This window comes from Lysinibacillus sp. RS10, assembly GCF_041956855.1.
Taxonomy (GTDB): domain Bacteria; phylum Bacillota; class Bacilli; order Bacillales_A; family Planococcaceae; genus Lysinibacillus; species Lysinibacillus xylanilyticus_A.
Window position 1 is genome coordinate 1,517,667 of sequence record NZ_CP167122.1, and the last position, 14,487, is coordinate 1,532,153.

At 38.2% G+C, this 14,487-nt stretch carries 15 protein-coding genes and 1 riboswitch; of the genes, 13 read left to right on the top strand and 2 right to left on the bottom strand.

Translation table 11 applies throughout. The annotated features are described in order from the left end of the window. Positions 1 to 154 precede the first annotated feature (154 nt). On the top strand, positions 155 to 778 hold the full coding sequence (locus ACB089_RS07615) for a CPBP family intramembrane glutamic endopeptidase (protein WP_374965899.1): 624 nt from the start codon (positions 155 to 157) through the stop codon (positions 776 to 778). Positions 779 to 979: 201 nt separating this feature from the next. On the opposite strand, the gene ACB089_RS07620 is transcribed toward ACB089_RS07615, so the two are convergent. Both ACB089_RS07620 and ACB089_RS07625 read right to left on the bottom strand, forming a co-directional pair. Next, positions 980 to 1,636: a potassium channel family protein gene (locus ACB089_RS07620; RefSeq protein WP_374965900.1), complete on the bottom strand. Its 657-nt coding sequence runs from the start codon at positions 1,634 to 1,636 to the stop codon at positions 980 to 982. Positions 1,637 to 1,661: 25 nt separating this feature from the next. Continuing rightward, positions 1,662 to 2,999, bottom strand: a complete 1,338-nt coding sequence (locus ACB089_RS07625; RefSeq protein WP_374965901.1) for a TrkH family potassium uptake protein — start codon at positions 2,997 to 2,999, stop codon at positions 1,662 to 1,664. A 144-nt stretch (positions 3,000 to 3,143) separates the two neighbouring features. Next, positions 3,144 to 3,286, bottom strand: a riboswitch (cyclic di-AMP (ydaO/yuaA leader). 351 nt (positions 3,287 to 3,637) lie between these two features. Between ACB089_RS07625 and rpsU the strand changes: the two genes are divergently transcribed. The 12 genes from rpsU to era all read left to right on the top strand — a co-directional run bounded on the left by rpsU (position 3,638) and on the right by era (position 14,408). Further along, the gene (gene rpsU, locus ACB089_RS07630; protein ID WP_004227078.1) at positions 3,638 to 3,811 is read left to right on the top strand and encodes a 30S ribosomal protein S21; all 174 of its coding nucleotides are present in this window, start codon (positions 3,638 to 3,640) and stop codon (positions 3,809 to 3,811) included. Between the two features lie 332 nt (positions 3,812 to 4,143). Beyond that, positions 4,144 to 5,472, top strand: coding sequence for a nodulation protein NfeD (locus ACB089_RS07635; protein ID WP_374965902.1), 1,329 nt, complete (start codon positions 4,144 to 4,146; stop codon positions 5,470 to 5,472). Positions 5,473 to 5,475: 3 nt separating this feature from the next. After that, positions 5,476 to 6,480, top strand: coding sequence for a flotillin-like protein FloA (gene floA, locus ACB089_RS07640; RefSeq protein ID WP_068983615.1), 1,005 nt, complete (start codon positions 5,476 to 5,478; stop codon positions 6,478 to 6,480). A gap of 25 nt (positions 6,481 to 6,505) precedes the next feature. Further along, entirely contained in the window at positions 6,506 to 6,985 is a 480-nt protein-coding gene (locus ACB089_RS07645) for a hypothetical protein (RefSeq protein ID WP_374965903.1), read from the top strand. Positions 6,986 to 7,039: 54 nt separating this feature from the next. Continuing rightward, on the top strand, positions 7,040 to 7,300 hold the full coding sequence (locus tag ACB089_RS07650; protein ID WP_068983613.1) for a hypothetical protein: 261 nt from the start codon (positions 7,040 to 7,042) through the stop codon (positions 7,298 to 7,300). Beyond that, entirely contained in the window at positions 7,290 to 8,402 is a 1,113-nt protein-coding gene (locus tag ACB089_RS07655; RefSeq protein ID WP_374965904.1) for a sporulation protein YqfD, read from the top strand. The genes ACB089_RS07650 and ACB089_RS07655 overlap by 11 nt, the downstream gene beginning before the upstream one ends. 2 nt (positions 8,403 to 8,404) lie before the next feature. Next, the gene (locus ACB089_RS07660; protein ID WP_374965905.1) at positions 8,405 to 9,361 is read left to right on the top strand and encodes a PhoH family protein; all 957 of its coding nucleotides are present in this window, start codon (positions 8,405 to 8,407) and stop codon (positions 9,359 to 9,361) included. 445 nt (positions 9,362 to 9,806) lie between these two features. Further along, the gene (locus ACB089_RS07665; protein ID WP_374965906.1) at positions 9,807 to 11,927 is read left to right on the top strand and encodes an HD family phosphohydrolase; all 2,121 of its coding nucleotides are present in this window, start codon (positions 9,807 to 9,809) and stop codon (positions 11,925 to 11,927) included. An 8-nt stretch (positions 11,928 to 11,935) separates the two neighbouring features. Beyond that, positions 11,936 to 12,409 (top strand): rRNA maturation RNase YbeY, encoded by a 474-nt coding sequence (ybeY, locus tag ACB089_RS07670; RefSeq protein ID WP_068983609.1) that lies wholly within the window; start codon positions 11,936 to 11,938, stop codon positions 12,407 to 12,409. Continuing rightward, positions 12,410 to 12,760, top strand: a complete 351-nt coding sequence (locus ACB089_RS07675) for a diacylglycerol kinase family protein (RefSeq protein ID WP_374965907.1) — start codon at positions 12,410 to 12,412, stop codon at positions 12,758 to 12,760. Between the two features lie 330 nt (positions 12,761 to 13,090). After that, positions 13,091 to 13,504, top strand: a complete 414-nt coding sequence (locus tag ACB089_RS07680) for a cytidine deaminase (protein ID WP_374965908.1) — start codon at positions 13,091 to 13,093, stop codon at positions 13,502 to 13,504. Beyond that, positions 13,491 to 14,408: a GTPase Era gene (gene era / locus ACB089_RS07685; protein WP_374965909.1), complete on the top strand. Its 918-nt coding sequence runs from the start codon at positions 13,491 to 13,493 to the stop codon at positions 14,406 to 14,408. The genes ACB089_RS07680 and era overlap by 14 nt, the downstream gene beginning before the upstream one ends. The last annotated feature ends 79 nt before the right edge of the window (positions 14,409 to 14,487 follow it).

Below are 14,487 nucleotides of genomic sequence, written 5' to 3' on the forward strand. Positions count from 1 at the left end.
TCAAAAAATTATAGCATACCCAGTGTTTGGGAAAATGCAGGTTATTCTTTGAAAAAGGCATGTTACACAATCGTGGCAACATGTTACTCCAAACGCATTGTTTGCGTGCTTTTCATTCGATATATTGAGCTCAAAAAGGAGGTTGATTTATCGTATGGGGGCATTAACTACTTCAAAAGAAAGAATTAAAACAGGTTGGATATTGACAATTATTGCGACTGTCCTCACAGTCAGTATAATTTTTTGGTTTGTGAATAATCCTGTAGGTTTTATTGAACATGGAATTGGCTATAAGAGAGAAGTAATTTCAAATTTATATATTTGGATTTTTACACTTTTGATTGTAATAGGTTACATCGCCTATACAATCATTGCATTACCTTTCGTAAGAGCACATTTATTTACCTTTTCCTGGCTTAAAATAATCGGTATATGGATTGCTATTGTGACTGGAATAGTCGAAGAAGTGGTTTTTAGACATTTACTTATGGAATATTTATTATCTATTGCATTTTCAGATCTATTGCAAATACTAATTTCTGGACTACTATTTGGAATGGCTCACGGTGCATGGATACTTTTGAGAGGAGATTGGAAGATTGCACTACCTGTGATTATATGTACTACAATTTTAGGAAGTCTTCTCGCGATGTTATATATTATGGCTGGAAGAAGTACCTTTGCTCCAATCGTAGCTCATATTTTCATTAATTTAGTGATCGAGCCATGGTTAATGTTATCTGCCGTTTCTGGAAAATGGGATAGTAAAATAAAGTAGTTGCTTGTGCAAGTACAAAGCCGATTCCGAATGCAATTATGCCGAGGTATAGATTGATATCTTTTTGTCTCGCGGAATTTTAAGCTACTGTTCAAAGAGGCTATAGAGATTTTATAAGATAATAGAGATTGGTTGTATAGTAAGAAAAAGAAATAGGGTATATCAAAAGAAAACTCCTTTTGATATACCCTATTTGATTGCTTATTCGATATTTGCGAATAAAGCAAGATCCTTCCGGTGACCAATCATTACTAATAAATCTTCCTTTTCAATAATCTGCTCAGGAGAGGGAGAAATGATAATGTCTCCTTCTCGAACAATGGCAATGACACTTACATTATATTTCGCGCGAAGGTCTAAATCTCGCAGATTTTGTCCAGCCATCTTTGAAGGAATCATAATTTCTTCTATACTGTATTCTTTTGATAATTCAATATAGTTTAGCATATTGGGTGAGAGAAGCTGATTGGCAACTCGCTCTCCCATATCTCTTTCAGGATAGATAATCCAGTCAGCTCCTACTTTATCTAAAACTTGCCCGTGTCTTTTTCCAAGAGCCTTTGCAATCACTTTTTTGATGCCAAGTTCTTTTAATAACGATACGGTTAAAATACTCGATTGCATATCATTGCCTATTGCAACGATGACATAATCGAAATTGCCTATTCCTAAAGAGGTAAGAGCTTTTTCTTCTGTCGTGTCAGCGACTACTGCATGTGTCACATATAGTTCGGCATCTTCGACTCTTTCCTCATTAATGTCGATTCCTAAAACTTCCTGCCCGGCTTCATGTAATCTGCGAGCTACACTTGTTCCAAATCTACCTAGGCCAATTACAGCATATTGTTTAATAGACATTGCACTCTACACTCCTTTATCGTGATTACCCAATCATAATATTTCCCTTAGGATGACGGAATGCCTCAGATTTCCGTCGTTTTGTTATGGCAAAAGCAATTGTTAATGGACCTAATCTCCCTGCAAACATTGTCAATATGATGACGAGTCGGCCACCAGGTGATAGCTCTGGAGTTAGACCCATTGAAAGTCCAACTGTAGCAAACGCAGAGGTTGCCTCAAATAAATACATCATAAAACTATGTCCTTGCTCGGTAATACTTAAGACAAACGTGACGAGTATAACAATCATCATGCCGCACATTGTGACTGTTAAAGCTTTTAATATGGTTTCGTTAACTATTCTACGTCTAAAGAGGACAACATCTTCTTTTCCTCTAATTTGTGACCACATCGTGGCAACTAAAAGCGCGAAGGTAGTTATTTTTATTCCGCCAGCAGTGGAACCAGAACCTGCACCAATGAACATCAGTAAGATGATTAAAAATAGTGTGGATTGTGTTAAGTCTCCAATAGGAAGAGTATTAGAACCAGCAGTCCTTGGAGTAACAGCTTGGTATAATGAACCAAGGAATTTGCCCCATTCAGACAATGGTCCAATGGTTTTGCTATTTCCATATTCAAATAAGAAAATTAAAAACGTCGAGCCAACTGTTAAAATAAGCGTTGTAGTTAATACAATTTTTGAATGCACGGAAAGGCGTTTTGTTTCCCGATATTCATATAGTTCATTTATGACGATAAACCCTAAGCCCCCAATTGTAATAAGAGCGCAAATAGTTAAAACGATAAACGGGTCGTCTACATATTCGGTCAACCCATTAAAGCCCCCCATTAAATCAAATCCAGCATTATTAAAATTCGAGATGGAGTGAAAGAAACCGAAATATATTGCTTTACCTACAGGCATATCGAACGAAAAACGGATAGATAAAATTAAACCACCTATCATTTCAATGACTACAGTAAAAAGTAGTATCCTTTTAACCAATCTAACAAGACCAGCCATTGTAATATTATTGAAGGCTTCTTTTAATAAAAGTCTTTCTTTTAAGGAAATTTTTTTTCCTAATAGTAAAAATAATAATGTTGCAAACGTCATAAAGCCTAATCCACCAATTTGGATAAGAAATAAAATGACTAGTTCTCCAAATACTGAAAATGTATCGCCAGTATCTACAACAATCAGCCCAGTTACACACGTTGCAGAAGTAGCCGTAAATAAGGCGTCTAAAAAAGAAAGTCCCTGACCATTCTCTGTCGAAATAGGAAGAGTTAACAAAAGCGTTCCAATCAGGATAATAGTTGCAAAGCCCAACACGAGTATTTTAGGAGGATTTAATTTATTTTTAACTGTTTTCATGTTAATCTCCTCAATGTTTGGATAAAGATTTTTAAAATCACCTAAAAAATATTAAATTTACATAATAAAAAGACCAACTGTTTTAAATGCTTCAAGATTATAAAGGCATAAAAAATAAACATACTCATAATAGTGGTCTAACATGACCCCCTTCGCTGGAGCCGACGAAGTTAGCTGACGGGTAGAATGGCGAAAGAGTTTCTCATTCCTTCTGCTAAAGCAGAATTAACCCCAAAATACTGGTTCCTCCGTTCTCAAACATTATTGAGATTAGGCTGTTATGCAATTGAATGTGATTATTCTACGCCTATTTTCTATTTTTTGTAAACCATTTTTTTGAAATACATATTGATCCCGCATTAACGGGCACGATAACGCCCAGAGCAAACAAGGTGGGGTATAATCTGCCCTAAGTATCAGCGGGGATAAAGGTACCTCCAATGATGAAAAGATTCAATATATTGTGGTCAAAAAATCAACCTGAAATTCCTCAAGAAATAAAATTAAAAATTCACCATATTAATTCTTACACTTTCTATTGACCATTTTTAGACAATACGTTATAATTCTTTAGTACACAGCAGAAGGTTATTTGCCTATTTGTGTACTGACGTGTGTTCGGAGGGAGGGAAAGAGAGATGTCAAAAACTGTCGTTCGCAAAAACGAATCGCTTGAAGATGCTCTTCGCCGCTTCAAACGTACTGTATCAAAAAGTGGTACAATTCAAGAAGTTAGAAAGCGCGAGTTCTACGAAAAACCTAGCGTTAAACGTAAAAAGAAATCAGAAGCTGCACGTAAACGTAAGTGGTAATTTAATTTCCCATTAAAAATCCCTACGTTCATAACACGCAATTGTATGATTCACTGAGCAGACAAAAATATACCTGAAATTAATCATTTTTTGATTAATTTCGGGTATTTTACTTTGTGCTCAAATTTACGTACATATCGAAGAAGCCGAATGTGATCATTGCGATCCATTTGGCTTTTTATATTACCGTTGATACATCGTTAACTATATCGATTAATAAAGTCCCGCAGATGTAAAATTCACTGTATAATAAAATTATTAGGATTTGTGAAACTTTTTACATGGTCAATCGTATATACAGAAGAGAAGCATGTTGGAAGGGAGGGAAAAAGATGCGAAGACGGAGGTTCCTCAGCTATTTATTAGTTATTTGGATGACTTTTTTGTTAGCGTTTCCATTAACGTCGGCTTTTGCAAGTAGCAAGGTCTACCACATACCTATTCATAATGAAGTAGAACGAGGGCTTCACGCATTTTTAGAACGAGCTTTTAAAGAGGCGGAAGAAAACGGTGCAACAGCAATAATTCTAGACATTCATACGCCTGGAGGTTTCGTGAATGCAGCGGATGATATTGCTATGCTTATGGATGCAACGGACATACGTACGATTGCGTATATTAACAAAAACGCGCATTCTGCAGGTGCCTTTTTAGCCTTACATGCGGATGAAATCTATATGGTGCCAAATGGAACAATCGGTGCGGCTGCGGTAATCGACTCAGCAGGGAATATGGCAGATTTAAAGGCTCATAGTGCGTGGCTTGCTCAAATGGAGGCAGCTGCGGAATCGTCAAATCGCAATCCAAAATATGCACGAGCAATGGCTGATGCATCCTTTGATTTACCAGATTTTCGAGCAGAAAAAGGGAAATTATTAACTTTATCTGCTTCAGAGGCAAAAGAAGTTGGTTATTCTGAAGAAACCGTTTCAAATTTCCAAGATCTTTTGGAAAAAACGCAATTAAAAGGTAGTGATGTCGTACAGATTGAACCTACTTTTTCAGAAAAAATTGCTCGTTTTATTACGAATCCAATAATAATACCAATACTGTTGTCGATTGCTAGCTTGGGGCTTGTCATGGAGCTGTTTTCGCCAGGTTTTGGTGTTCCAGGTGTAATGGGATTGTCAGCTCTTGGATTATTTTTCTTTGGTCATATGGTAGCGGGCTTCGCAGGTTATGAAACATTACTTTTATTTATTGTAGGTTTAGCTCTTGTCATTGCGGAGTTTTTTGTCCCCGGAGGTATTGTTGGTGTTTTAGGTGGCGTGCTTATATTACTAAGTCTAATACTGGCAGGTGCAAACATGATGCAAATGATATTAGCGATTTTCATTGCGCTTGTTGTAGCGATAATAGGAATGGTGATTCTGATGAAATTTTTCGGTAAAAAATTGCATGTTTTAAACAAGTTAGTCTTGTTGGATGCGACAACAACGGAAGAAGGCTATGTGTCTAACGTTAATCGCACAGAGTTGCTCGGAAAAGTGGGTAAAACAATTACACCACTCCGTCCGGCAGGTACAATGCTATTTGGTAGTGAACGTATTGACGTAGTATCAGAAGGTGGTTACGTTGATGCAGGGGAACATGTAGAAATTATTAAAGTAGAAGGCTCACGTATTGTTGTGAGACCAACAGAAAAAGAGATGGAGGAATAGCAAATGGGTTTTGATTTAGCTTTAATAGGTCCAATTGCAGGGCTAGTCGTATTGTTTATTGTGCTCGCAGTATTCTTTACCTTTGTACCAGTGGCACTGTGGATTTCTGCACTTGCAGCAGGCGTCCGTGTTAGTATTTTCACGTTAATCGGGATGCGTTTACGTCGTGTAATCCCATCACGAATTGTGAACCCGTTAATTAAAGCACATAAAGCTGGATTACCTGTTACGATTAATCAACTTGAAAGTCACTATTTAGCAGGAGGTAATGTTGACCGAGTAGTCAATGCGTTAATCGCAGCTCATCGTGCAAATATCGAGTTAACATTTGAACGTTGTGCGGCAATTGATTTAGCAGGTCGTGATGTATTAGAAGCTGTACAAATGTCTGTTAACCCGAAAGTTATTGAAACACCATTTATTGCAGGTGTTGCTATGAACGGGATTGAAGTAAAAGCGAAGGCACGTATTACAGTGCGCGCAAACATTGAACGTTTAGTCGGTGGTGCTGGTGAAGAAACAGTTATTGCCCGTGTAGGTGAGGGGATCGTTTCTACAATTGGTAGCGCCTCTAGTCATACGACAGTTCTTGAAAATCCTGATATGATTTCTCAAACTGTATTATCAAAAGGTCTAGATTCTGGGACAGCGTTTGAAATCTTATCGATCGATATTGCAGACGTTGATATCGGCAAAAACATCGGTGCAGAATTACAAATTGAACAAGCGCAGGCAGATAAAAACATTGCCCAAGCGAAAGCAGAGGAACGTCGTGCAATGGCCGTAGCGAACGAGCAAGAAATGATTGCGCGTGTACAAGAGATGAAAGCAAAAGTAGTAGAAGCAGAAGCTGAGGTGCCACAGGCAATGGCAGAGGCTCTACGTTCGGGTAATCTTGGTATTATGGATTACATGAACTACCGTAATATTCAAGCGGATACAGCTATGCGAGACTCCATTTCTAAAGTAAGCTCAGATAAGCCAGAAACCAATGAATCTAACGCATAGAAACGGAAGGGAGCGGTACTAATAAATGGAACAATTAATTATAGTTGCGATAATTGCCATAGTCAGCTCTATTTTCGGGAAATCCAAAAATAAGAAAGAACAAAAAACAATGCCACCTTTTAATAAGGATTCATATGTTGAGCCTCCAGTTGAGGAGGTTCAAAAACAACGTCCTACTGCTAAAGCGCAAAGCTTTGAGGATTTTACACGTGAATTTTTAGGAGATTGGAACAATGAACAGCCTAAAGTGGAAAAGTCAAAGAAAAATGTTAAAGAAACAGTGAAAGAGGAAATGCCAAGTTATATAGCACCACCGTTAATCCCAACTGAGACAATTAGTCGTACCACGAAAAGAGAAAGTATTGGTCGTTTGGCAGCTGGGAAAAAAGAGGTGGAAGTAGCTGGATCAAAGTCGGCTTTTCAATTACCAAATTCAAAAAAATCATTCATGCAGGCTGTTGTAATGGCAGAAGTTTTAGGTCCACCGAAAGCAAAAAGAAAATAATCAGCATGTCCTCCTTTTTCGATGCATATATTGCCGAAGAAGGAGGCATTTTTTATGAGAAAACTATTTCAATTAACGCCACTACTTGAATTATTCCAATATGAAACATTAAAAATCATTGGCCCATACCGTTTCTTACATGCTGATGCTTCGTCATGCTCTTTTATCTATGCAGACTATCATATTACTGTGCGTGGAAAATCAGTAGAAATTAATGCTCTTAAAGAAGAAATGCTTCATCTTTCTGTAGAGGATTTGCAGGAGCTTCATATGAAAATGACAAAGGATATGGGTGTGAGCGATAATGTGGAATAATCGACCAATTATCATACGTATAAAGCGCCACGAAAATGTTCATCCTTTTATTCAAGCATTGCACGCACAACATGTACCATTAAAGCGTGTTGTCTTCCGTGAGCAAGAGGTTGCTTTTGAAACAACTATGCACTATCTACCCAAAATTCGTCGTGTACGCAGTCAATATCGACTTAAAATGGCTGTCTATTATGCTGATGAGCTTCAAGTTTTTCGGGCACAGCTTTGGACCTTGCTTGGCCTAGCGATGATGATATTAATTCCATTACTATGTGCACAGGTTATTTGGCGTGTCGACATAGAAGCGGCATCTCCAGAGTTAGAGCAACGTCTAGGCAAGACCTTTCAAAATACATTTCAATTAGAAACGCCCATGACTAAAAAAGTCTTACCTTCAGACGCTGTCATTCGTCAGAAGCTTTTAGAAGAGCATCGAGATCTTTCATGGGTGCATATTGAAAAGTATGGCGGACGTGTAATTTTACGACCTCAGGAGTCCCCTAAACAAACTAAACAAACGAATGAAAAACTTGCGACGCATTTAGTAGCAACAAAAAGTGGTGTGATTACTCACTTTAATATTCAAAATGGTGAACGTAAAATTTCAGTGAATGATACGGCATACGAAGGTGATACGCTCGTAAGCGGAGTAATTGAAAGTGGTGAAGACGATGTTTTTGTTGGGGCAAAGGGAGAGGTTTACGCTGATTATTGGCTTGAGTGTTCGTTTAAAATTCCAACAAAGCTCACGATGGAAACGCTACAACAGAAGCGGTGGCGTGTATTAGTGAAAGGCATTCATAAAGAAAAAGTTGACTATGTGCAAAAGAAAGATCTACCTAATTGGCTCGATCCATATATTTCGATTGTTGAGGAACAGTACACTAAAAAAATGCAAGTAGAGCTTGATGAATCCAAAATAGATTCATTGCTCATACCATTACTACATGAAAAGGTGCTGCGTTCATTACCTACGAAAACGGTTATAAAAAAAGAAAACCTTTTACAGGTAAAGTGGGGGAATGGTACAGTTGAAGGGAAAGTTCTATTTTTAGTCAATGAAAACATTGCCAGTCCAATACAAGGCCTACAAGGAGAATGATTATGTCAGAACATTTAACTGTATTACAAGTGGATAATCCAAACGAGGCAGTCATGCTGCTCGGAATTTCCGATGCCAATATGAAGTTAATCGAAGAGGCTCTACATGTCCACATTATTACGCGTGGTGAACAAATTCAGCTTGCTGGTGAAGAAGATGCGAAGGAACAAGCGACATTCCTTTTACATGCTCTTTTGAAGGTCATTCGCAAAGGAATTAATATTGATCAACGTGATGTTGCAACAGCTATTGAAATGACACAAAAAGGAACAATCGAATATTTTGCAGAACTATATGATGAAGAAATAGCACGCACGACGAAAGGGAAGCCTATCCGTGCAAAAACAATCGGTCAACGAGAATACATACAAGCAATCCGTCATAAAGACGTTGTTTTTGGTATCGGTCCAGCTGGTACTGGGAAAACGTATTTAGCGGTAGTCATGGCAACACAGGCGCTAAAAAATGGGCACGTTAAGCGTATTATTTTAACACGCCCTGCAGTAGAGGCAGGGGAGTCTTTAGGCTTTCTTCCAGGTGATTTGAAGGAAAAGGTAGATCCGTATTTACGCCCTCTTTATGACGCTCTAAACGATATTTACGGGACAGAACAAACGCAACGACTTATTGAACGAGGGACAATCGAAATTGCACCTTTAGCGTATATGCGTGGTCGTACGCTAGACGATGCTTTTGTCATTTTAGATGAAGCCCAAAATACGACACATCCACAAATGAAGATGTTTTTAACGCGACTAGGCTTTGGCTCAAAAATGGTCATTACGGGCGATAAAACACAAATCGACCTACCTAAAAATACAGAATCAGGATTAATTGTGGCAGAGCGAACACTAAAATATGTAAAGTCTATAAATTTCCAAATTTTAGAACAGGGTGATGTAGTACGTCATCCAATCGTAGCCAAAATCATCAAAGCCTACGAAGAACAGCAACTTTAATATGACCGCTAAAGCGGTCATATTAAAGTCTGCACCGAAAGCGAAGCGACAGGTGCAACGAATTAAAGTCTGCATCGAAAGTGGAGTGAAACTGAACGGTAGGTGCAACGAATTAAAGTCTGTACGGAAAGCGAAGCGACAGGTGCAACGAATTTAAAGTTGCACTAGATGCAAATAGTTCATTCTAAAAAACTATTGAAGCGTAACCTCAAAATACGTTATCAATATCGATTTAACATGAAATTAGTTGTAAAAAGGCTCATCACCAAAAATTGTGGATGATATAAAACGGAAATCAACCACACGTTATGGTGAAGGACCTTTAAAATGGAAAAAATGTGACAGCTATACAATTTGTATAGCTGTTTTTTTACTTTCTTATACATTTTTCGGGAAAAATGTTTTTTGAATTGGTATGATAGTAGGTAGATAGAGGAGGTGCCAGATGGAGAAACAATTACAAAAATTCATAAAACTTATTGGTTTCCGCTACTTTTTAATTGTCGTTCTCATCTTAACAGGAGCCCTACAATTTGTTTTTATGTATGGCAATGTTAAAGGTGTTACATATGATTTTAAACCTTTACAACTAGCGCCTGAAACAGTTCGATCTACTAAAACGATTGAAGATACTTATAAAACCCAACAGGAGCGAGAAAAAGCAGCAAGCGCTGTAGAACCAGTTTATGAATTTTCCGAGGATGTCGCCGAGCAGCGAGCCGCGATTGTAACTTCTTTATTTGACTATGTTCTTGAAGTAAAGGAGGATGTTGCGAGCAAAAAAGAACCTGTTCCAATTGGCGATCAAGTGGCGCAACTCCGAAAAAAATTTGAATCCATAGATTCAGATCAAATGCCCATTATTTTTACTGATTCACAGCTAGAAGGTTTGTTAGTACAAAGTGAAGAAGATTTAAAAAGAACAAGTACACAACTATCAAAACTCGTGAAGGAATATTTACAAAAATCCATTCGTTCAGAAAATTTGTTTGCGGCTCAAAATGATTTTGAAACAAAAATTCGCGGACAACGAGGCTATCCAGATAAAATATTTAATACGGTAGTTTTAATTGGACGTACAAGTATTATCGAAAACGAAACGATTAACGATGAACAAACGAAAATTCGAAAAGAGCAGGCAAAGGAATCGGTTGAACCCACTCGAATTCTTCAAGGTCAAGTCATCGTACAGGAAGGTCAAATTATTGATAATGAGGCGTTCCGTCAATTAGAGCTTCTAGGTATGGTGAGTAATAAAGTATCGATGAAGCCGATTGCAGGTCTCATCATTTTAATACTTTTACAAATGGTGTTCATATTTATTTTATTTGAACGTTCGGTTGAGGATGAAAACAAGAAACGTAAAGCTTTACTGGTGACAGTAATTGTTTATAGTTTATCCATCCTGCTGATGAAATTTATTAGCCTGGTCGCAGGGGGCTTCGATGTTACTGTTGCATTCCTTTTCCCAACAGCGTTGGCAACGATGCTTGTACGGCTATTAGTGGATGATCGTGCTGCAGTTCTTATTACAGTAATGACAGCGGCATCTGCTGGTGTTATTTTTCAAGAGGGTTATTCATCTGTCATGCAGATGGAAATTACACTGTATATAATTTTTGGAGGCTTTGCGAGCTTATTCTTTTTAAGTAGTGTGGAAAAGCGATCGCATATTCTACATGCAGTTGGGGTCATAGGGTTAGTAAATATGTCGTTTATCGCATTTTATTTACTGATGACACAATCTTCCTATGGTTTGTCAGAGTGGCTGTTTTACTTTATCGCTGCATTAGTATCGGCCCTTCTATCAGGGGCTCTTACAATGGGTCTCTTACCATTCTTTGAATCAGCATTTAGTTTGTTGTCGTCGTTGCGTTTAATTGAACTTTCTAACCCAAACCATCCATTGCTGAAAAAATTACTAATGGAGTCTCCGGGAACATATCATCATAGTGTAATGGTGGCGAACTTAGCAGAGGCAGCATGTGAGGAAATTGGAGCAGATGGATTACTGGCGCGTGTAGGATGCTATTATCATGATATTGGCAAAACGAAACGCCCTGCCTTTTTCATCGAGAATCAGATGTCTGGTATAAATCCGCATGATTCATTGTCCCCGGAAACAAGTGCGGAAATTATAATCGCACATACAACTGATGGGGCTGAAATGCTAAATCGTTATAAGATGCCACAGGAAATTATTGATATTGCCTTGCAACATCATGGGACTAGTCTGTTGAAATACTTCTACTTTAAAGCGAAGGAAGAAGGAAAATGTATAGATGAAACAAAGTACAGATATCCAGGACCAAAACCACAAACAAAGGAAGCGGCAGTTATTAGTGTTGCTGACAGTGTGGAGGCAGCAGTTCGATCGATGAAAGAACCGAATGCAGAGAAAATTCAAAAGTTGGTACGCTCAATTATTGATGATCGAGTACAAGACAATCAGTTTGATGAATGCGATATTTCAATAAAAGAGTTAAAATGTATAGAGCGAGTACTTTGTGGAACGTTGAATGGAATTTTCCACTCACGTATTGAATACCCAAAGGCAGATAAGTAGGAGGATCTATGATTTTAACAATTGATTTTACAGATGAAACAAATGAAGTAGCTGCAGAGCATATGGAGCTTGTTGAAAAGCTTTTACAGCATGCTGCGAAAGTAGAGAATATTGAGCCGGAAACAGAAGTGTCAGTGACGTTTGTGACAAATGAAGCGATTCAAGAAATAAACCGAGAATATCGTGATAAGGACCAACCTACAGATGTTATCTCGTTTGCCTTGGAGGAATTAGGCGAGGGAGAAATGGAAGTAACATTCGAAGGAATGCCCCGCATTTTAGGCGATATTATTATTTCAACGGATCGCACGAAAGAACAAGCGGATGAATACGGCCATACTTTTGAACGAGAATTAGGTTTTTTAGCGGTGCATGGTTTTTTACATCTACTTGGTTACGATCATATGGTACCAGAAGATGAAAAGGTTATGTTCGGTAAGCAGGATGAAATTTTACAATCTTTTGGCTTAGGGCGAGATTAAATGAATGTTCGCAAATATATCCGGTCTTTTGGTTATGCCTTTGAAGGTATCGTTACAGCATGTAAAGAGCAAAACTTTAAGTCTCACTTGCTAAGTGCAGGAATTGTTTTAATTGCTGGCTATTTTACAGGTTTATCACGTGTGGAATGGTATATAGTGCTAATATTAATAGCACTAATGTTTGCACTTGAAATAGTTAATACTGCTATTGAACGAGTAGTGGATCTAGCTTCACCAAAAAAGCACCCACTCGCTAAGCAGGCGAAAGATCTTGCAGCGGGCGCAGTGCTTGTATTTGCGATATTCAGTGCTATAATCGGATTACTCATCTTTATACCGAAATGGTTTTGACATTACTAAAATTATTAATCGGTCATGAAGTAGTAGCAATTGTGCTGGAGAATTTATGATGTATTAGACTCATCACCAAAAGTTTGGTATGACATTTGTTAAAATGTATACCATTTATATAAGTTGATTGGCGTGGAGGCTAGGCGACTCCTTGGGGATTAGCGATAGAGGAACGAAGGCTAAGGGCATCACGTCCTGTGATTACGCCTTCGTGACCAACATCCTTTTGGCCCAAGAGGCTCATCGGACGCCCCAAGGAAACGCACAGCTGGAACGGAAATCAATCCACATTATGGTGATGAGCTATTTATTATTTAGAGGTGAACATTAATGACAATTGAAATGCATGCATTACTAGAAGAATCAAAAAAAGCGCGTGAAAAGGCTTATGTACCTTATTCAAAATTTAAAGTCGGTGCGGCGCTTTTAACGAAAAATGGCGAGGTTATTCATGGCTGTAATATTGAAAATGCTGGCTATAGTATGACCAATTGTGCAGAACGTACAGCATTTTTCAAGGCTGTGTCAGAAGGTATTTATGACTTTGAGGCAATTGCTATTGTAGCTGATACGGAAGGACCTTGTGCGCCATGCGGAGCTTGTCGTCAAGTGATGATGGAATTTTGTGCGCCATCAATGCCTGTATATTTAACAAATTTAAAAGGTGATGTCACGGTAACGTCTGTAGGCGAATTACTACCGTTTGCATTTACAACGGAGGATTTAGAGAATGCTGGAAACTAACAATGGCTACAAGTCAGGCTTTATCTCCATAATCGGTCGACCGAATGTAGGGAAATCAACATTTTTAAACCGTGTCATTGGTCAGAAAATCGCGATTATGAGTGATAAACCACAAACAACACGAAATAAAGTACAAGGTGTACTTACAACAAATGATAGCCAAATGATTTTTATTGATACACCAGGAATCCACAAGCCGAAACATAAGCTAGGGGATTTTATGCTCAAGGTTTCCAAAAATACATTGCGTGAAGTGGATATTATTATGTTCATGGTCAATGCAGAGCAGAAGCTTGGAAAGGGTGACGAATTCATCCTTGAAATGTTGGCGGGTAATCCAACCCCTGTATTCCTTGTCATCAATAAAATCGACCAAATTCATCCTGACGAATTAATCGGGATCATTGAAAGCTACAAAGAGCGTTATGATTTTGCTGAAATAGTGCCTATTTCAGCTTTACAAGGGAATAACGTAGAAAATTTATTGGAGACAGTAACGAAATACTTACCGGAAGGTCCGCAATATTATCCAGCAGACCAGGTAACGGATCATCCTGAGCGATTTATTATTTCAGAGTTGATTCGTGAAAAAGTGTTACATTTAACGCGTGAAGAAATCCCACATTCCATCGCTGTTGTCATTGATAAAATTCGCCGAGATGAAGAAAATGAAGGTAAAATTCGTGTAGCAGCGACAATTATGGTGGAAAGAGATTCTCAAAAAGGGATTGTAATTGGTAAACGCGGGGCGCTATTAAAAGAAGTGGGGATACGTGCACGAAAAGATATTGAAATGCTTCTTGGTTCAAAAGTGTATTTAGAACTTTGGGTAAAAGTGCAGAAGGATTGGCGAAATAAATCAACACATTTACGCGACTTCGGTTTCCGTGATGATGAATATTAATAGATCCTGTTGTGAAATTGTGAAATAATTCCACGGCATTACTATGTATGTCTAAAATTTGAATGGAGCTGTCCAAAAG